The organism is Halopseudomonas oceani, from assembly GCF_963677335.1.
Lineage (GTDB): Bacteria > Pseudomonadota > Gammaproteobacteria > Pseudomonadales > Pseudomonadaceae > Halopseudomonas > Halopseudomonas oceani.
In genome coordinates this window covers 2665292-2682161 of record NZ_OY781932.1, presented here as the reverse complement: position 1 = coordinate 2682161, position 16870 = coordinate 2665292, and the positions used below count along the sequence as shown (strand labels likewise).

The window sequence follows — 16870 nt, the reverse complement described above, 5'->3', positions numbered from 1 at the left end:
CGGTAGCTTTGACTGCATCGACACGCAAGGGTAGCGATCATGCGAATTCTGCACACCATGCTCCGGGTCGGAGATCTCGAAAAGTCCATCGCCTTTTACACCGAGGTGCTTGGCATGACCCTGCTGCGCCGCAAGGACTACCCTGAGGGGCGCTTCACCAACGTATTCGTCGGGTACGGCAATGAGGCCGAGCATACGGCGCTTGAGCTGACCTGGAACTGGGACACCGCCGCCTACGACCTGGGCACCGGTTACGGGCATATTGCGATCGAAGTACATGACGTCTACCTTGCTTGTGAACAGATCAAACAGGCAGGCGGGAAGGTAGTGCGCGAGGCCGGGCCAATGAAACACGGAACCCGGGTACTGGCGTTTGTTGAAGATCCCGACGGATATCGAATCGAACTATTGTCTGCGGGGGCATGATTTAGCGCAGTTGCTATGCCGTCATGGAGGGCAGGGGATGGCAGCGGTATTTGGAGCAATCGTTGTGCTGGTGCTCGCCGTCTGGTTCGCTATGCGACGGCTGCAGCAACGCAGGAGGTGTGCGGCACTGCATCTTGCTGTCTCACAGATACGTCTGTTGCGCCAGTTGATCGAGCAGGTTCAGCGTCACCGAGGGCTCCTGTATGGCGTATTGTCTGGCGAAGGCAGTCTGGAGGCACGTCGTTGGTCGGTAAATCAGCAAGTGAACCAGCTGCTGGAGACCTGTCGCTTGCACCAGCCAACGCTGCATTGGTACGGCACCTGGCATGCGGTACTGGCGTGCTGGGCCCAGCTGGAGGAGGGTGACGACCAGGCCGACCCCGAGCAGATGCTGCTCGCGCATAACGAAATGATTCGCAACCTGTTGGCGACCGTGGCGGCGCTCGCTGACCGCTACGATCTGGTTTGCCTTGGCCGGCTCGCGCCGCAGTCGGAAGGGTTGTGGCTGGAGCTGTTGCGCAACACCGAGCTGGTCGGGCAGTCCCGGGCTATTGGTACCGGCATAGTCGCCAATCGACAAAATCTGCAGGTATGGCGAGCACAGCTTGCAGCTTTGAGCTCGCAAATCCGTGAGATGTGTTACGCGGCGCTGGCGCGTCTGGCGTCTGATCCAGAATTGCGGGGGCTGGTCAGTCAGCCAGTGCGAGCCGCGGAGGATTCGCTCGACGTCCTGCTGGAGCGAATCCGTGAGCTACTGGAACAGCAGCCTGATCCGGGCTTCAGTTCCATCGACTACTTCCAAACGGCCACCCAGGCCTTGAGCGCCCAGCTGCTGCTGGTAGACATTCTGCTAGCGCGGCTGGAGACGCGCGCACTCAGTTGCGACTGATACCTCGAATTTGCGCCGCCATTTCGGCTGCGTAGAGGTCGGTCATACCGGCAATAAAGTCCAGTACGCGCAGATAGCTGCGGTAGGGAGGCCAGTCCGCTTGCGGGATGGTATGGCCCAACAGGTCCAGGATGCGCTGGTGTTTGAAGCTCAGATTCTGACCGGCGTGCAGCTCGTTGACCGCACCACAGAATGCATCGAGCAAGGTTTCCAGTGTGCTGTAGGCGCCGATTTCGTGCAGCGTCTTGCGCTTGTCCTGAAAAATCCGCTTGCGGGCCATTTGCTTGGCATCAAGCACGCAGCGTCGGGCGGCGCCATGCATGTGCTCGACCAGGTCTCCTTCAAGTTCACCGGCGAGCAGGGCAGGCTGTTGATCAATGAAGGCCTGGGCTGCGGCATTGACCAGATGCTCGATGGCTTTGCCGCGCAGAATCGCCAGGCGACGGCGCTGAGAGTCCTGTGGCCCCAGCTGTCGATAGGTTTCAGGCAGATCGTCGCCCACCAGGTCAAGTAGCACGCGCTCAACTTCAGCGTAGGCGAGCAGGTCCATTTCCAGCCCGTCTTCCAGGTCGATCAGCCCGTAACAGATATCGTCCGCCGCCTCGACCAGATAGACCAGTGGGTGGCGACTAAAGCGCTGGTCATCCTGGGTGGGCAGCCCCAGCTTCTCGGCTATCTGCTTCAGCAGGGGATATTCGGCCTGGTAGCAACCAAACTTGTTCTTCTTATAACCCAGTGTGTCGGCATGCCGAGCCGTCCAGGGATATTTGAGATAGGCCCCGAGGGTCGCGTAGGTCAGGCGCATTCCCCCTTCAGCCTGGTGGTACTCAATCTGGGTAAGGACCCGAAAGCCCTGCGCATTGCCTTCGAAGTGGAGAAAATCGTTGCGTTCGGCGTCGCTTAGCGGGTCAAGCAGGCCACGCCCGGCTGCCTGTCTGAACCAGTGGCGAATGGCGTCTTCACCGGAGTGCCCGTACGGTGGATTGCCTATATCGTGGGCGAGGCACGCGGCCTGAACAATGACACCCAGATCGGCTGGCTGGCACCATTCTGGCAACTGCCCGCGCAGCATTTCGCCGACTCGCATGCCCAGCGATCGGCCAACGCAGCCAACCTCCAGGCTATGGGTCAGACGGGTGTGGATGTGGTCGTTACTGGATACCGGATGGACCTGGGTTTTCTTACCCAGCCGGCGGAAGGCGCCGGAAAAGATGACGCGGTCATGATCCTTGTGAAAGGGCGTGCGGCCCAGTTCCTCATCGCTGGTAAAGGTCTTACCCAGCCGCTCGCGGCACAACAGTGTTTCCCAATCCATAGAGCTCTCCCGGGACGATGTAGTGAGTATGTTGGATGCGCAGGAGGCTGCCAAGTCGGCAGACCGGGGCAAACAAGGTAGAATGCGCGTTTTCCCAGTCTTGATGCGTACCTATGATCCAGCTCAGTCTTTATGGCACCCTCGGATGCCACCTCTGTGATGCAGCCCTTGCCGAGCTGGCGCCGTTGGCCTCCAGCGTGCAGGTCAGCCAGGTTGATATTGCGGACAGCGATGAGCTCATGGCGCGCTACCAACTGCGCATACCCGTGCTGCAACGCGCTGATACCGGCGCCGAACTGGATTGGCCGTTTGATCTGGCGACTCTGATGGACTGGCTGGCTGACTGTTTACGAGAGGAGGCCTGAGTCATGGCGATGCGAGTTGAACCCTTCTGGAAACGCAAGACGCTGGATGAGCTGGATCAGGACGAGTGGGAGTCGCTGTGTGACGGCTGTGGTCTGTGTTGTTTGCAGAAACTGGAAGATGAAGACGAGCCCCAGGCGATTTACTACACCCGCATTGCCTGCAAGCTTCTGGATCTGAAGACCTGTCGCTGCAGTGATTATCCCAATCGCCGGCAGTTTGTGCCTGACTGCATTCAGCTGACCCCAGGCAAGGCACAGGATTTCGCCTGGTTGCCACCCAGCTGTGGTTATCGCCTGGTCGCCGAGAGGGAGGATTTGCCACCGTGGCACCATCTGGTGTGCGGTGATCGTAACGCTGTTCACGCCGCCGGCATCTCCCAGTCGGGTCAGATGCTGGCCGAAGGCAGCGTGCCTGACGAAGACTGGGAAGATCACATTATCTTTCGCGTTGGCTAGTTATCGATCTCGAATTCCCGCAGTTTGGTATACAGATAGCGCACTTGGTCATACTCGAACGGGCTGTCCAGTGCGCCGTAGCGGAAGGGTGTCTGGTAGCGCAGATCGATTGCCCACACCCCCCAGGTGGCCTGGTAGTTATTCATCAGGTCCCGGTTGTGCATGTAGTTAACGTAGTCGTCTAAGACCCAGTCAACCGCGCGGCCAGTCCCGTCGCGCAGGCTGGACGGGCCAAGGAACGGGATAACCAGGTACGGTCCGGGCGGCACCCCCCACACCCCGAGTGTTTGCCCGAAATCCTCATCCTGCTGCGGCAAGCCCATTTTCTGCGCTACATCAAAGATGCCAGCCAGACCGAAAATGCTGTTGAACAGCAGCCGAGCTGTCGTTTGTCCGCTACGCTTGAACTTGCCCTGCAGCAAGCTGTTTCCAAGATTAGGTATGTCCTGCAGGTTATTGAAAACGTTAGATACGCCTGTCCGCACAGGGGAGGGCGTGGCCCACACATAGGTGCGCACTACCGGCAGATATACATACTGATCGAACTGGGCGTTGAAGCGATAGATGCGACGGTTCAGACCCTCAATCGGATCCTGTACGTTAAGGGCGCGCAGGCTGGAACGTTCAAACTGATAACGGTTCTCGCGCGCGTCGATATCCAGCTCCAGCAGTGGGTCCTTATACGCTGGCACGCCCAGCTCAAATTCCTGCGCGAAGGTCTCACCCGCCAGCAGGGTCATGCTCAGCGCTGCGGTACTGATAAGCTGTCTGATCACTGGTTATCCCCCGCCAGAAATTGCAGATAACGCTCGGCAACCGGCTCATAGTCCAGATTGCCGCCGTGCCCTCCAGTGGGGTACAGATAGGCACGATCGCCGAAGGTGTCAGCGAGAAAGTAGTAGTCGTCACGGGTCAGAATCAGTTCGCTTGCGTTGCTTACCGCAGCGATGTTGGGGTTGTCCGTGAGAAAGCTCTGGATATGGTGGAGACTGGTTTGTTCCGCCATTTGCTCAAGCGTGCCGCCGGCGTTGCGGCGCTGCCAACTGGGCAACAACTCGGTGTCAACGTAGCAGCTGAAGTCACAGAACAGGGCGCGTCGCAGGTAAGGCGTCAGCGAGGTGCTTACCTTGAGGTCTTCGTCAGCTGGCGCGTAACGCCCGCCGCCATTGATCAGGTCACTCATGAAGTTCATGTCAGCAGCAGAGAAGCGAAACACCGCACCGATCAGCATTGCCAGCTCGGCGTCGTTCAGCACCTCTGGCGAGTTCTGGATTTCTTCGAACAAGCTGGTCTGAATATCGGCGTTGCCACGATTGGCAAAGTGGCGAGACAGTTTCTGGAAGATGTGCTCGTAGAAACTGTCGTTATCGCTCACCCCGGCTACGCGGGTGTAGGACAATTCATCCATCCGTCTGACCGAGGCATAGAGGTCAACGGGCGGGTTCAGCAGCAGGACCCGTTCAAAGTGGAATTGCCCCAGATGGCTATCGAGCTCAGCGACGAAGGCCGCATGCAATGCCCCCAGACTGAATCCGGCCAGGCGATAGCCGGTGACCTTGAAACCCAATTCAGACTGCGCCTTTTGCAACGCCATGCTCATTGCCGTATGCAGGTCTCGTGCATCGTCTTCTGCGATGCCGGGCCGGCCGCTGCGCGAGGCAGCCGCAATAAAGTCGTGGTTGGACGGGGAGGAAAGCACGATGACATGCATGCCTGCCTGCCAGAACAGACGCTTCAGATAGTCCATACGGGTGCTGTCGTAGCCTGACCCGGTTCCGGCGATAAGGAAAATCAGTGGTGCTGGACCATCGTGCCAGGCAACCCGGTAATGGAGGTCACGGTACTGAGACAGGGCAGGCGGCAGGTGCCGCTCAGGGAGCACTCGCACCTGCAGGTCGGTTTGTTGTACGTCAACTTCATCGGGTACCGGTGCGCGTAATCGCTCGGGAGTGCCGGTAACCGTTGCCATGAACGGGTTGGCAACCGGATAGTCGTAAGGCGCGGCATGCGCGGAAAGGGTCATGCATGTGAGCAGACCGGAGAGCAGTGATAGCGTTCTGGTAAACCGGCGCAAGCTGATTCTCTTCCTGAGGGACACTGGAAATTTAACCTCAATTTGTCTGCAAAGTTCCTTTTATTTATCGGCTGGTGTGCCCGAATCAAGCAGAAAAAGGAGACAGCATAGGGTTCTGGTCGGCGTGTCGGCGGCGCTCCAGCCGGTTCCAGAGTTTCTCATGGAAATAGAATGCCACGGTATTGATGGCCGGCTCGATCAGCGCGACTGCGCCACCAACCATGACGCTGCCGGTCAGCAGGTACACCACGCCGAAGGCGATGGAAAAGTGCATGCAAGCGAAGGTGATGGTCTTGGTCATGGCAGTACCCCGAAACACACGTCATGAAAGTCATTAGTCAGTGTGGTCAGGATAGTCAGACCTGATCAATTAATAAATCGAATTTGTTTAATTGCGCTGATAGAAAAGGATGATTTTGGCGGAGAAAAAGCGCAGGACGGCGCCTGCGCCTCCATGGACGTCAGTCGAAATCAAAGTCGCTGAGTTCCCGTTGCAGACGGCGCTCTTCCAGATAGTTGTCGATCAAGCGACGCTTGGTCAGGCTACTTTTGGAAATGGGCGCACTGTCGGTATCGGGGGTGTCATCGTCTTCGATGAATTCGTCGTCGTCCAGTTCGATATCTGATTTGGCTTGGCTCATGACTCAACTCCACGCTGAACATGTCATTTGCGCACCTTATAAACGCAGATACGGATTTGCGGAAATAGATTTTTTCAATTGAATTTGACGAAAAAACGCAGTGTGTTTTCACTGCGTTAGCGGAGGCCGGATCGCGCGCCGCGTTCAGTCAGATGTCTTGTGCTTGTAGTCGCACAGATCTTCGATTCGACAGCTGCCGCATTGTGGCGTTCTGGCCTTGCAGACGTAGCGTCCGTGCAGGATCAGCCAGTGATGGGCATCGACCAGAAACTCCTTGGGGACGTGCTTGAGCAGCTTCTTCTCGACCTCAAGGACGTTTTTGCCGGGCGCAATGCCGGTGCGGTTGCTGACCCGGAAAATATGCGTGTCCACCGCCATGGTTGGTTGGCCAAAGGCTGTGTTGAGAACCACGTTGGCGGTCTTGCGGCCGACACCGGGCAGGGCTTCGAGTGCCTCGCGGGTTTCCGGCACCTGGCTGTTGTGTTCTTCGATCAGAATCTTGCAGGCGGCAATGACGTTGCGAGCCTTGCTGTTGAACAGGCCGATGGTCTTGATGTACTCGCTGAGGCCTTCTACGCCAAGGGCGTAAATGGCTTCGGGCGTATTGGCAACCGGGAACAGCTTTGCGGTGGCCTTGTTGACGCCGACATCAGTCGCCTGGGCAGACAGGGTTACCGCGACCAGCAACTCGAACGGCGAAGTGAAGTTCAGCTCGGTGGTAGGGTGCGGATTGTCTTCGCGCAGGCGGCGAAAGATTTCGTAGCGTTTTTCCTTGTTCATCGTTGCCTTGGCTGACCTTAGCTGATGGTGCCGGTAACACGGACCCGCTTGCTGCCAGCGGCTGCCGGTTTGACTTCGCGTGCTGCCGCGCGTTCCTTGATCTTGGCGTCGATCAGGTTCTTCAGGGCGATCAGCAGCCCCATGAACAGGAAGGCGCCCGGCGGAAGAATGACGAACAGCACGTCCTTGTAGTTGGGGAATACAACCAGCTTCCAGTCTGCGGCAATTGGGCCGAGCAGCAGGTCCATGCCGGCAAACAGCGTGCCGTGGCCGATCAGTTCGCGCAGGCCACCTAGCACGATCAGCACCAAGGTAAAGCCCAAGCCCATCATGAAACCGTCGACCGCCGACGGCAGTAGCGGGTTCTTCGACGCAAAAGCATCGGCCCGACCGAGAATCACACAGTTGGTGACGATCAGCGGAATAAAAATGCCCAGGATCTGGTACAGCTCATAGGTGAAGGCCTGCATCAGCAGTTCGATACAGGTGGTGAGCGCGGCGATAATCATGACGAAGGCGGGCAGGCGCACGGCGTCGGTCACTGCGCTGCGAATCAGCGATACCGCAAGGTTCGAACCGGTCAACACCAGTATGGTGGCGAGACCGAGGCCAAGTGCGTTGACCACGGAGCTACTGACACCCAGCAACGGGCAAAGCCCGAGCAGTTGAACCAGGCCTGGGTTATTGTGCCAGAGGCCGTCAGCGGTGATCTCGGAGAGCGTCTTGGTCGCCATGGATTACTCCTCGCCGAGCTGCAGCAAGCTGGCTCGATGTTCGTCGAAATAGTTAAGTGCCTGATAGACCGCCTTGACCACCGCGCGTGGGGTAATAGTCGCGCCGGCGAACTGATCAAACTGCCCGCCGTCCTTTTTTACCGCCCATTGCTCAGGCACCGGCATGCTTAGACTCTTGCCGTTGAAGTCCAAAACCCACTGGCTCTTAGTGGTGTCGATGCGGTCGCCCAGGCCCGGCGTTTCCCGGTGGTTGACGCTGCGCACGCCAGCGATGCTGCCATCCGCGTTGATGCCCACCAGTAGTTCGATGCGGCCACTGTAGCCGTCAGGCGCGACCACCGGCAGGATCACGGCGCTGACAGCACCGTCATTGCGTGCTCGGTAGGCGTCTTGCGCACTAGTCAGGCTCAGATACTGGCGGTCGTCGATGGTAAAGCTGTCGGCCAGCAGATCGTTGTCGTGCTGATCGTGGGGAATGATCTCGTTCAGTGCACTGAGTTGAACCCGGCGCTGGGCTTCACTGATACGCTCTGCGGTGCCTTGCTGGGTGATGGCGATCATACCCACGGTAGCCATGGCGAAAAGACCGAGAATCAGGCTGTTACGCAGTATCGAGCTGCGGGTGGTAGTCGGGTTTTCCATGGCTCAGTCCACCTTGCCCATGCCGCGTTTGGCCTTGCGGTGACCATAGGTGCGCGGCGTGCTGTAGTAGTCGATGGTCGGTGCCGCCAGATTCATCAGCAGCACAGCGAAGGCCACGGCGTCGGGGTAGCCACCCCAGGCGCGGATTACATAGACCATGATCCCTACGCCAGCACCGAAGATCAGCCGACCTTGTTTGCTGGTGGCACCAGACACGGGGTCGGTAATGATGAAGAAGGCACCGAGCATGGTCGCGCCGCTGAACAGGTGGAACAGCGGCGAGCCGTTGGAATCTGAACCGCTGCCATTCCAGAACAGCAGGCTCATTACTACCAGCGCTGCCAGCATGCCAACTGGGGCATGCCAGCTGTAAATGCGCTTGTACAGCAGTACCAGCCCACCGAGCAGGTAGGCGACGTTGACCCATTCCCAGCCGTAACCGGCAAATTGGCCAAAGGCTGGGTTGGCTGCCTGCAACTCGGTCATGGTCAAACTGTTGTTGGTCTTGACCGCATCGAGTGCGGTGGCCAGCGTCCAGCCGTCGATCTCACTGCTGACCGGCAGGAAAATACGGCTCAGGCCGTCGAGCAAGCCCAGGGTGGCATGCACGTCAGGCATCACCGCTTCAATGCCACGCCAGGCTGGCCAGCTAGTCATCTCCACCGGAAAGGAGATCAGCACCACCACGTAGCCCAGCATCGCCGGATTGAACGGGTTCTGCCCGAGGCCGCCATACAGCTGCTTGCCAAATACGATGGCAAAGCTGACCGCAATCAGCGTCAGCCACCAGGGGGCGTAGGGCGGCAACGCCAAAGCCAGCAGCCAGGCGGTGACAAGGGCGCTGCCGTCACGCAGGTAGAAGCCGATAGGGCGCTTGCGGATAGCCAGAATGAGTGATTCGACCAGCAGGGCGACCACGCTGGCGTAGACGATGTTGATCAGTGTGCCGAAACCGTAGAACCAGGTCAGCACCGCGATGCCGGGCAGCGTCGCACCGAGTACCCAGAGCATGATGGTCTGGGTATGGTTGTTACCCTTGGCGTGCGGTGAAGTCATGCGTACCAGCGCCATCAGTTGGTCTCCTTGCTGGCCATGTAGTCGGCGAACGCCTTGGCGGCGACATCCAGCGCGGCGCGGCGAGTAGCCAACGCCTGTTCGGCGGCTGCGGTGTCGGTACCCGCTTCGGTAGCTTCTTTGAGCTCACGCTCGGCGCGTTTGAAGTCTGCCTTGGTGGTAGCCAGGTTGGTTTTCAGCTCGCGCAACTGCTCGTCAATCGGCTTTTTGTCGACCCGTTGGCGGTCCGGCGGTGGAATCGGGCTGTTGTTTTCTGCGTCGTGCAAAGCTTTTTCTGCTGCGCTGAGCGCCTGTTGCTGAGTTGCCAACTGAGCCTGCAGAGCGGAATCCTCCGGGTTCTCGGCCAGGGCGCGTTCGGCTTTCCTGGCAGCTGCGCGGGCCATCGCCAGATCCAGCTTGGCCTGTTTCAGCTTTTCATCGACCGGTTTTTTTTCGGTTGCAGCTGCCGGAACGCGCGCCTCTGCGGCTTCCGCCTGCTCACGCAGCTTGGCAATTTCGGCTTGTTGCTCGTCACTGGGGCTGTCACCGGCAGCGCGTTCGGCCTTTTTGAGCGCGGCGCGCAGCATGGCGGCTTCAATCTTAAGTTTCTTGGCGTCGTCTTCACCGGCTGCCTGTGGCGCGGCAGCGGCCGGTTGGCTGCTGACGTCACCCTGGGCCTTATCGAAGGCCTCCTGCGCGTCACGTGCGGCCTGTTCCAGTTGCGGAATCTGCGCCTGCAGGTCTGCGTTATCCGGGTTGGCGGTGAGCTGCTTCTGAGCTTTTTTCAGCGCCATCTGCGCGGTGGCTGCTGCGATCTTCAGCTGCTTCTGCTCCGGTGTCAGACCACCTGCCTTTGGCACAGGCGCGTCTGGGGAGGGTGACGCAGCGCCGCCTTCTGCCTGCTTGGCAGCCTCTGCTTCCTTCGCCGCTTTCAGGCGCGCGGCTTTTTCGGCGCGGGCTATACGGTCGCGTTCCTTCTGCTCGGCTTCGCGCTGCAGACGTTCCTGGCGGTGCTCGAAACGTTGACGGGAATGGTCTGCCTTGTGCTGCTGGAGGTCGAGTGCGCGAATCTCTGACTTGGCCGCGCGGTAGTATTGCACCAGAGGAATGCTGCTTGGGCAGACGTAGGAGCACGCGCCGCACTCGATGCAGTCAAACAGGTGCTGGCGTTTGAGTTGATCGTAGTCCTTGCCCAGGGCAAAGAAGTGCAGCTGCTGCGGCAGCAGGCTGGCTGGGCAGGCCTCGGCGCATAGACCACAACGGATGCACGGTTGGGCGGGTGGCGGTGGCGGCAGTTCTGCCTTGCTACCGGCCAGCAGGCAGTTGGTGGTCTTGACGATGGGGGCGTCCAAGCTTTGCAGGGTAAACCCCATCATCGGCCCGCCCATGACCAGTCGATAGAGCTTTTCGGGCTGCAAGCCGGCAAAGGTCAGAAGGTCCCGTATCGGCGTGCCGATCAGCGCTTCGACGTTGGTTGGATGACTAAGCGCCTCGCCGGTCACAGTGGTGATGCGCTTGATCAAGGGCTGCCCCAGCAGCACGGCGTCGTGGATCGCCAGCAGGGTGCCGACGTTCTGACAAACCATGCCAAGATCGGCTGGCAGACCGCCACTGGGTACTTCCTTGCCGGTCAGAATCTGAATCAGCTGTTTCTCACCACCGGACGGGTACTTGGTCGGAAACACCACGACCTGCATGGCCCGCGCGCCAACGGCGGCACGCATGGCCTCGATCGCTTCGGGCTTGTTGTCCTCAATGCCGATCAGCACCTGCTCCGGCCGCAGGATGTGCATCAGCACCTCGATGCCAATGACAATCTGTTCTGCGTGGTAGCGCATGGCGCTGTCGTCAGCGGTAATGTACGGCTCGCACTCGGTCCCGTTGATGATCAGCGTGTGGATCTTCTGCTCGGGGCGTGCAGTGAGCTTGACGGCGGTGGGAAAACCGGCGCCGCCAAGGCCGCTGATACCGGCGGCGCGAATGATGTCGAGTAGAGCAGCCGGCTCCAGTGCACTGAAGTCACTGATCGGGTCAAGTTCGCACCAGCGGTCCTCACCGTCTGCCTCAATACGGATGGCCCATTCTTCCAGGCCGGAGGCGTGCGGGTAAGGCGCAGGCCCAATGGCGGTAACCGTACCCGACGTTGGCGCATGCAGCGGACAGCTGACGAACCCGCTGGCCTCGGCAATCAACTGCCCCTTGAGCACCTTATCGCCGACGGCGACGCACGGCTCGGCGCGGGCGCCGAGGTGCTGCTGCAATGGCACGATCAGCTGTTTTGGCAGCGGCAGGGTTTCGATGCCGTGGCTGAGTGACTGGAGCTTGTTCTCTTCCGGATGGATGCCGCCGGGGATGTCCCAGATACGGATAGGGCTGGCTGCGGTCATCAGGCGGCCCCTCGGCTGGCGTCGGTGGCAATCAGGGCTGAGCTGGGTAGCGGAAAATCCCACTTCCAGTTCTGCGGTGTGGTCGGCAGGGGCAGCATGTCGATACAGTCAACCGGGCAGGGTTCTACACAAAGGTCGCAGCCGGTGCACTCATCAACAATGACGGTGTGCATCTGTTTGGCAGCGCCAAGAATGGCATCGACCGGGCAAGCCTGGATGCACTTGGTGCAGCCGATGCATTCGGCTTCGCGGATATAGGCAACCATGCGCGGTTTTTCTTCGCCGTGCTCGGAGTCCAGCGGCAGCGCCTCGACATCCAGCAGGTCGGCCAGCGCCTGAATGGTGGATTCGCCACCGGGCGGGCACTTGTTGATCGGTTCACCGTTGGCGATGCCTTCGGCGTAGGGGCGGCAACCCGGATGGCCGCATTGGCCGCACTGGGTTTGCGGCAGCAGGTTGTTGATCTGATCAACGATGGGGTCGCCGTCGACCTTGAAGCGGACGGCGGCAAAGCCGAGCACCGCACCGAAAATCAGCGCCAGCCCCAGCAGGACGACAATGGCAGTAATGATCATCGACATGCTTACAACCTTATCAAGCCGGTGAAGCCCATGAACGCCAGTGACATCAGACCCGCCGTGATCATGCCGATGGCGGCGCCGCGGAACGGCGTAGGTACGTCGGCAATGGCGATGCGTTCACGCAGACCGGCGAACAGGATCAGAATCAGCGAGAAACCGATAGCCGCGCCGAGGCCATAGGTGGCAGATTTCATGAAGGTCTGTTCGGCGCGATTGGTGTTCAGCAGGGCGACGCCCAGTACCGCGCAGTTGGTGGTGATCAGCGGCAGGAAGATACCCAGCACCCGGTACAGTAGCGGGCTGGTCTTGTGGACGACCATTTCCGTGAACTGCACCACGACCGCGATGACCAGGATGAAGGAAATGGTGCGCAGAAACTCCAGGTCCAGCGGCACCAGAATGTACTGGAAGGTCAGATAGCTGAGGATGGAAGCCAACGTCAGCACGAAGGTAGTCGCGGCGGACATGCCGATCGCGGTTTCCAGCTTGCCGGAAACACCCATGAACGGACACAGTCCGAGGAACTGCACCAGGACGAAGTTGTTGACCAGTATGGTACTGACCAAAATGAGGGCAAATTCAGCCATGTAACCCAACCCCATGTACGGACCGGTCGCGCGCAGCTCTGCAGGCTGCTTCGTCGGTCCAGGCTAATCGGGCGGCAGGCCGCCCGCTGATTGCTCCGCTTTTGCTTACTTGACCCGCTGGCCCGGCTTGGCGCCTTGATCCGGGCTGAGCAGGAAAATCTCTTCACCGCCCGGTCCTGCCGCCAGCACCATGCCCTCGGAAACACCGAACTTCATCTTGCGCGGTGCCAGGTTGGCAACGTAGAGGGTCAGGCGGCCTTCGAGCTTGCTCGGGTCCGGGTAGGCGCTCTTGATGCCGGAGAACACATTGCGCTTGGCATCACCGATATCGAGGCTCAGACGAAGCAGTTTGTCGGCACCTTCAACGAACTCGCACTTCTCGATCAACGCCACGCGCAGGTCAACGGCGACAAAGGCGTCGAAGTTGATTTCCTCGGCCAGCGGTTCCTTGACCAGCTCACCGTTACCCGCCGGGGCGGTGCTCTCGGCTGCGGCCAGATCTTCCTTGGACGCATCGATCATGGCGTCGATTTTCGCCGGTTCAATACGGGCCAGCAGCGGCTTGAACGCATTGAGTTGGTGATTGGTCAGCAGCGTCTGGTGATCGTCCCAGCGCAGCGGTGCAACGTTCAGGAAGGCCTCTGCGTCGGCCGCCAGATTTGGCAGTACCGGCTTGAGGAAAACCACCAGCTGGCGGAACAGGTTGATACCCAGTGCACAGATGGCCTGGACTTCATCCTGCTTGCCTTCCTGCTTGTTCAATGCCCATGGTGCCTTGTCAGCAATCCAGGCGTTAGCCTTGTCGGCCAGCGCCATGATTTCGCGCATGGCGCGGGAGAAATCACGCTTCTCGTACGCGTCAGCGATGCTTGGTGCTGCGTCGATAAAGGCGCTGCTCAGTTCCGGAGCCGGGTTGCCCTCGATCATCACGCCGCCGTTGCCCTTGTGGATGAAGCCGGCGCAGCGGCTGGCGATGTTGACTACCTTGCCGACCAGATCAGAGTTGACCTTCTGTACAAAGTCTTCCAGGTTCAGGTCCAGGTCTTCCACGCCACGGCCGAGCTTGGCGGCGTAGTAGTAGCGCAGGTATTCGGGGTTCAGGTGATCCAAATAGGTGCGCGCCTTGATAAAGGTGCCGCGCGACTTGGACATTTTCTGACCGTTGACAGTCAGGTAGCCGTGTACGTTGACCGCAGTCGGCTTGCGGAAGCCTGCGCCTTCCAGCATCGCCGGCCAGAACAGCGTGTGGAAGTTGACGATGTCTTTGCCGATAAAGTGGTATAGCTCGGCGTTGGAGTCTGCATTCCAGAAAGCGTCAAAACTCAGCTCGGGACGACGGCTGCAGAGGTTCTTGAAACTGGCCATGTAACCGATTGGTGCATCCAGCCAGACGTAGAAGTACTTGCCGGGCTCGCCTGGAATCTCGAAGCCAAAGTAGGGCGCGTCACGGCTGATGTCCCATTCCTGCAGGCCGCTATCCAGCCATTCGGCAATCTTGTTCGCGACGGCGTCCTGCAGGGCACCGCTGCGGGTCCACTGTTTGAGCATGTCGGCGAAATCTTGCAGGCGGAAGAAGAAGTGCTTGGAGTCTTTCAGGACCGGGGTTGCGCCGGAGATCGCCGAGCGTGGGTCTTTCAGTTCGGTTGGCTCGTAGGTTGCGCCGCACTTCTCGCAGTTGTCACCGTACTGGTCCTCTGCCGCGCACTTGGGGCAGGTGCCCTTGATGAAGCGGTCGGCCAGGAACATGCCCTTTTCCGGATCGTAGTACTGGGTCACCGAGCGGGTGCTGATGTGGCCAGCCGCGTTCAGACGGCTATAGATCAGCTCTGCCAGCTCGCGGTTTTCCTCCGAATGGGTGGAGTAAAAATTGTCAAAGTTGACCAGAAAGTCCGCGAAGTCTGCTGAATGCTCGGCATGTACGTTGGCGATCAACTGCTCGGAAGTGATGCCTTCCTTCTCGGCGCGCAGCATGATGGCAGAGCCGTGGGCGTCGTCCGCGCAGACGTAGACGGCCTGATGGCCACGCAGCTTCTGGAAACGAACCCAGATGTCGGTCTGAATGTACTCCAGCATGTGCCCAAGGTGGATGGAACCGTTGGCATAGGGCAGGGCGCTGGTAACGAGGATCTGACGAGTCGCGGCGATATCGGACATGGGCGTTTGGGATACTTTGCGGTTGAACGTGAAAGGGCTGGGATGATAGCAGAAGGGGCGCTGCGAAGGGAGTCTTGGCAGCGCCTGCGAGAAGGGCTGTATTGTAATTTGCAGTTGCAACTGTACCTTGCTGAGACGATTGGCGCCGGCGTATAAGGTCCTGTTGCAAGGAGGCTCCATGCCATTCACCCCCGCTTCAACTTCCCCTGTCCATCCGCGTGCTGGCCGTCGCGAATGGTTGGGCCTCGCCGTGCTGGTGTTGCCCACCCTGTTACTAGCCCTGGACATGACGGTATTACACCTTGCTGCGCCGCACCTGAGCGCTGATCTTGAGCCTTCAAGTGCCGAGCTGCTGTGGATTCTGGATATCTACGGTTTTATGGTGGCGGGGTTTCTGATCACCATGGGCACCCTAGGTGACCGGATCGGCCGGCGTCGCTTGCTGCTGATTGGCGCAACTGCGTTCGGACTAGCGTCCCTTGCCGCGGCCTTTGCCCATAGCTCGGTGATGCTGATCGCCACTCGGGCGTTGCTCGGCATCGCGGGTGCAACCTTGATGCCGTCGACCTTGGCGCTGATCCGCAATATGTTCCACCTCGAACATGAGCGCACCTTGGCAATTACCATCTGGATGACTGGCTTCATTGTTGGTAGCGCTATTGGTCCACTGGTCGGCGGCATCATGCTCGCGTTCTTCTGGTGGGGCTCGGTGTTTCTGTTGGCAGTACCGGTGATGGTCTTGCTTCTGCTGGTAGGTCCCTGGCTGTTGCCCGAGTTTCGTGACGAGCAGGCCGGCCGCCTGGATCTTGCCAGCGCGCTGCTGTGCATCAGTGCCGTGTTGTTATTGATCTTTGGCATCAAAGACAGCGCGCGCGACGGGGTCAACCTATTGGCCAGCGGTTCCCTGCTGGCCGGTTTGCTGGTTGGCACCCTGTTTGTTCGCCGTCAGCGCCGACTGGTTGAGCCGATGTTTGACCTTGCGCTGTTTCGCCAGCCTGCGTTCAGCGTGTCGGTCAGCGCTATGATGCTTTGTATTCTGGCGCTGTCGGGCGCCTGGTTGTTGATCTTCCAGTACCTGCAGGGAGCGCTTGGTATGACGCCACTCCAGGCAGGGCTGGTCATGCTGCCGTCGGCGCTGTTGCAGACGGCGGCCTCGCTTTTGGTGCCGCGCATGGCGCGCTGGCTAGCGCCGCGCGTGCTGATCAGCGGAGGGCTGCTGATTGCCGTAATGGGTTTCCTGGTGCTGTTGGTGATCGGGCAGTTCCCGGGGCCATGGCTGATGGTGCTGGCCACCGTGCTGCTGGGCGTCGGTATCATGCCGATGATGATTCTGGGCACTGATCTGGTGATCGGGTCGGCGCCGCCAGAGAAAACCGGCGCTGCGGCTGCAACGTCCGAAACCGCAACCGAGATGGGGATGGCACTGGGCATAGCGGTGATCGGCAGCGTGGGCGCCGCCGTTTACCGAGAGCATATGATGGAGCAATTGCCTGCCGGGTTGAGTGCACATCAGATCGAAGTTGCCAGCGATACGGTTGGAGGTGCGCTTGGCCTGGCCGCACACTTGCCAGAGGTGATGGCGACTCAGGTGCTGTCGGCGCTGCAACTGAGTTTTACCCTGGCGCTGCAGACCAATGCCTTGATTGGCGCAATCATCATGGGCGGCGCAGCCTGGCTGACGGGGCGCTATCTGGCCGGCGCCAAACCGCATCGATGATCAAACGGCTGCGCAGAGACCTGCGCAGTCGGTCGGAAGAAGTTGCCCAACCAGACTCTTGATATCTCG

General features: G+C 59.6%; 18 protein-coding genes. 5 read left to right on the top strand and 13 right to left on the bottom strand.

Translation table 11 applies throughout. The features are described 5' to 3' along the window. The first annotated feature begins 39 nt into the window (after nucleotides 1-39). Nucleotides 40-426, top strand: a complete 387-nt coding sequence (gene gloA / locus ACKPCU_RS12630; protein ID WP_104738370.1) for a lactoylglutathione lyase — start codon at nucleotides 40-42, stop codon at nucleotides 424-426. Between the two features lie 37 nt (nucleotides 427-463). After that, nucleotides 464-1315, top strand: a complete 852-nt coding sequence (locus ACKPCU_RS12625; RefSeq protein ID WP_321347157.1) for a nitrate- and nitrite sensing domain-containing protein — start codon at nucleotides 464-466, stop codon at nucleotides 1313-1315. Here the strand turns inward: ACKPCU_RS12625 and ACKPCU_RS12620 are convergent. Beyond that, nucleotides 1302-2630: a deoxyguanosinetriphosphate triphosphohydrolase gene (locus ACKPCU_RS12620; RefSeq protein ID WP_321347155.1), complete on the bottom strand. Its 1329-nt coding sequence runs from the start codon at nucleotides 2628-2630 to the stop codon at nucleotides 1302-1304. The two genes, ACKPCU_RS12625 and ACKPCU_RS12620, sit on opposite strands and share 14 nt — an antisense overlap. Before the next feature lie 113 nt (nucleotides 2631-2743). On the opposite strand from ACKPCU_RS12620, the gene ACKPCU_RS12615 reads away from it, so the two are divergent. Beyond that, nucleotides 2744-2995: a glutaredoxin family protein gene (locus ACKPCU_RS12615; RefSeq protein ID WP_321347153.1), complete on the top strand. Its 252-nt coding sequence runs from the start codon at nucleotides 2744-2746 to the stop codon at nucleotides 2993-2995. Between the two features lie 3 nt (nucleotides 2996-2998). After that, nucleotides 2999-3451, top strand: a complete 453-nt coding sequence (locus ACKPCU_RS12610; protein ID WP_321347151.1) for a YcgN family cysteine cluster protein — start codon at nucleotides 2999-3001, stop codon at nucleotides 3449-3451. On the opposite strand, the gene ACKPCU_RS12605 is transcribed toward ACKPCU_RS12610, so the two are convergent. The 12 genes from ACKPCU_RS12605 to metG all read right to left on the bottom strand — a co-directional run bounded on the left by ACKPCU_RS12605 (nucleotide 3448) and on the right by metG (nucleotide 15084). Further along, nucleotides 3448-4191, bottom strand: a complete 744-nt coding sequence (locus tag ACKPCU_RS12605; RefSeq protein ID WP_407651855.1) for an MlaA family lipoprotein — start codon at nucleotides 4189-4191, stop codon at nucleotides 3448-3450. The genes ACKPCU_RS12610 and ACKPCU_RS12605 overlap by 4 nt on opposite strands. A gap of 32 nt (nucleotides 4192-4223) precedes the next feature. Next, nucleotides 4224-5474 carry a serine/threonine protein kinase gene (locus ACKPCU_RS12600; protein ID WP_321347147.1) on the bottom strand — a complete coding sequence of 417 codons (1251 nt, stop codon included), beginning with the start codon at nucleotides 5472-5474 and terminating at the stop codon, nucleotides 4224-4226. Between the two features lie 136 nt (nucleotides 5475-5610). Then, complete coding sequence (locus tag ACKPCU_RS12595; RefSeq protein ID WP_104738364.1) at nucleotides 5611-5826, bottom strand: DUF2061 domain-containing protein; 216 nt, start codon at nucleotides 5824-5826, stop codon at nucleotides 5611-5613. Between the two features lie 160 nt (nucleotides 5827-5986). Further along, on the bottom strand, nucleotides 5987-6166 hold the full coding sequence (locus tag ACKPCU_RS12590) for a PA3496 family putative envelope integrity protein (RefSeq protein ID WP_088274291.1): 180 nt from the start codon (nucleotides 6164-6166) through the stop codon (nucleotides 5987-5989). A 144-nt stretch (nucleotides 6167-6310) separates the two neighbouring features. Continuing rightward, nucleotides 6311-6946 carry an endonuclease III gene (gene nth, locus ACKPCU_RS12585; RefSeq protein WP_321347142.1) on the bottom strand — a complete coding sequence of 212 codons (636 nt, stop codon included), beginning with the start codon at nucleotides 6944-6946 and terminating at the stop codon, nucleotides 6311-6313. Between the two features lie 17 nt (nucleotides 6947-6963). Further along, nucleotides 6964-7680 (bottom strand): electron transport complex subunit E, encoded by a 717-nt coding sequence (locus tag ACKPCU_RS12580; RefSeq protein WP_104738362.1) that lies wholly within the window; start codon nucleotides 7678-7680, stop codon nucleotides 6964-6966. A gap of 3 nt (nucleotides 7681-7683) precedes the next feature. Next, nucleotides 7684-8322 carry an electron transport complex subunit RsxG gene (rsxG, locus tag ACKPCU_RS12575; protein ID WP_321347138.1) on the bottom strand — a complete coding sequence of 213 codons (639 nt, stop codon included), beginning with the start codon at nucleotides 8320-8322 and terminating at the stop codon, nucleotides 7684-7686. Nucleotides 8323-8325: 3 nt separating this feature from the next. Beyond that, nucleotides 8326-9393 carry an electron transport complex subunit RsxD gene (rsxD, locus tag ACKPCU_RS12570; protein WP_321347136.1) on the bottom strand — a complete coding sequence of 356 codons (1068 nt, stop codon included), beginning with the start codon at nucleotides 9391-9393 and terminating at the stop codon, nucleotides 8326-8328. Next, nucleotides 9393-11762, bottom strand: a complete 2370-nt coding sequence (gene rsxC / locus ACKPCU_RS12565) for an electron transport complex subunit RsxC (protein ID WP_321347134.1) — start codon at nucleotides 11760-11762, stop codon at nucleotides 9393-9395. The genes rsxD and rsxC overlap by 1 nt, the downstream gene beginning before the upstream one ends. Next, nucleotides 11762-12343 (bottom strand): electron transport complex subunit RsxB, encoded by a 582-nt coding sequence (gene rsxB, locus ACKPCU_RS12560; RefSeq protein ID WP_104738358.1) that lies wholly within the window; start codon nucleotides 12341-12343, stop codon nucleotides 11762-11764. Before rsxB ends, rsxC begins: the two co-directional genes overlap by 1 nt. A 2-nt stretch (nucleotides 12344-12345) precedes the next feature. Then, nucleotides 12346-12930 carry an electron transport complex subunit RsxA gene (rsxA, locus tag ACKPCU_RS12555; protein WP_092288309.1) on the bottom strand — a complete coding sequence of 195 codons (585 nt, stop codon included), beginning with the start codon at nucleotides 12928-12930 and terminating at the stop codon, nucleotides 12346-12348. A gap of 105 nt (nucleotides 12931-13035) precedes the next feature. Next, nucleotides 13036-15084, bottom strand: coding sequence for a methionine--tRNA ligase (gene metG, locus ACKPCU_RS12550; RefSeq protein WP_407651760.1), 2049 nt, complete (start codon nucleotides 15082-15084; stop codon nucleotides 13036-13038). A gap of 178 nt (nucleotides 15085-15262) precedes the next feature. On the opposite strand from metG, the gene ACKPCU_RS12545 reads away from it, so the two are divergent. After that, nucleotides 15263-16801, top strand: a complete 1539-nt coding sequence (locus ACKPCU_RS12545) for an MFS transporter (RefSeq protein ID WP_321347131.1) — start codon at nucleotides 15263-15265, stop codon at nucleotides 16799-16801. The last annotated feature ends 69 nt before the right edge of the window (nucleotides 16802-16870 follow it).

Excerpts from the sequence above, each read along its gene's own strand:
- ACKPCU_RS12545 (WP_321347131.1), top strand. The coding sequence starts at position 15,263 with ATGCCATTCACCCCCGCTTCAACTTCCCCTGTCCATCCGCGTGCTGGC.
- ACKPCU_RS12625 (WP_321347157.1), top strand. The coding sequence starts at position 464 with ATGGCAGCGGTATTTGGAGCAATCGTTGTGCTGGTGCTCGCCGTCTGG.
- ACKPCU_RS12605 (WP_407651855.1), bottom strand. The coding sequence starts at position 4,191 with ATGACCCTGCTGGCGGGTGAGACCTTCGCGCAGGAATTTGAGCTGGGC.
- rsxB (WP_104738358.1), bottom strand. The coding sequence starts at position 12,343 with ATGTCGATGATCATTACTGCCATTGTCGTCCTGCTGGGGCTGGCGCTG.
- metG (WP_407651760.1), bottom strand. The coding sequence starts at position 15,084 with ATGTCCGATATCGCCGCGACTCGTCAGATCCTCGTTACCAGCGCCCTG.
- ACKPCU_RS12610 (WP_321347151.1), top strand. The coding sequence starts at position 2,999 with ATGGCGATGCGAGTTGAACCCTTCTGGAAACGCAAGACGCTGGATGAG.
- rsxD (WP_321347136.1), bottom strand. The coding sequence starts at position 9,393 with ATGGCGCTGGTACGCATGACTTCACCGCACGCCAAGGGTAACAACCAT.
- ACKPCU_RS12580 (WP_104738362.1), bottom strand. The coding sequence starts at position 7,680 with ATGGCGACCAAGACGCTCTCCGAGATCACCGCTGACGGCCTCTGGCAC.
- rsxA (WP_092288309.1), bottom strand. The coding sequence starts at position 12,930 with ATGGCTGAATTTGCCCTCATTTTGGTCAGTACCATACTGGTCAACAAC.
- ACKPCU_RS12615 (WP_321347153.1), top strand. The coding sequence starts at position 2,744 with ATGATCCAGCTCAGTCTTTATGGCACCCTCGGATGCCACCTCTGTGAT.
- ACKPCU_RS12620 (WP_321347155.1), bottom strand. The coding sequence starts at position 2,630 with ATGGATTGGGAAACACTGTTGTGCCGCGAGCGGCTGGGTAAGACCTTT.
- gloA (WP_104738370.1), top strand. The coding sequence starts at position 40 with ATGCGAATTCTGCACACCATGCTCCGGGTCGGAGATCTCGAAAAGTCC.
- rsxC (WP_321347134.1), bottom strand. The coding sequence starts at position 11,762 with ATGACCGCAGCCAGCCCTATCCGTATCTGGGACATCCCCGGCGGCATC.
- nth (WP_321347142.1), bottom strand. The coding sequence starts at position 6,946 with ATGAACAAGGAAAAACGCTACGAAATCTTTCGCCGCCTGCGCGAAGAC.
- ACKPCU_RS12600 (WP_321347147.1), bottom strand. The coding sequence starts at position 5,474 with ATGACCCTTTCCGCGCATGCCGCGCCTTACGACTATCCGGTTGCCAAC.
- ACKPCU_RS12590 (WP_088274291.1), bottom strand. The coding sequence starts at position 6,166 with ATGAGCCAAGCCAAATCAGATATCGAACTGGACGACGACGAATTCATC.
- ACKPCU_RS12595 (WP_104738364.1), bottom strand. The coding sequence starts at position 5,826 with ATGACCAAGACCATCACCTTCGCTTGCATGCACTTTTCCATCGCCTTC.
- rsxG (WP_321347138.1), bottom strand. The coding sequence starts at position 8,322 with ATGGAAAACCCGACTACCACCCGCAGCTCGATACTGCGTAACAGCCTG.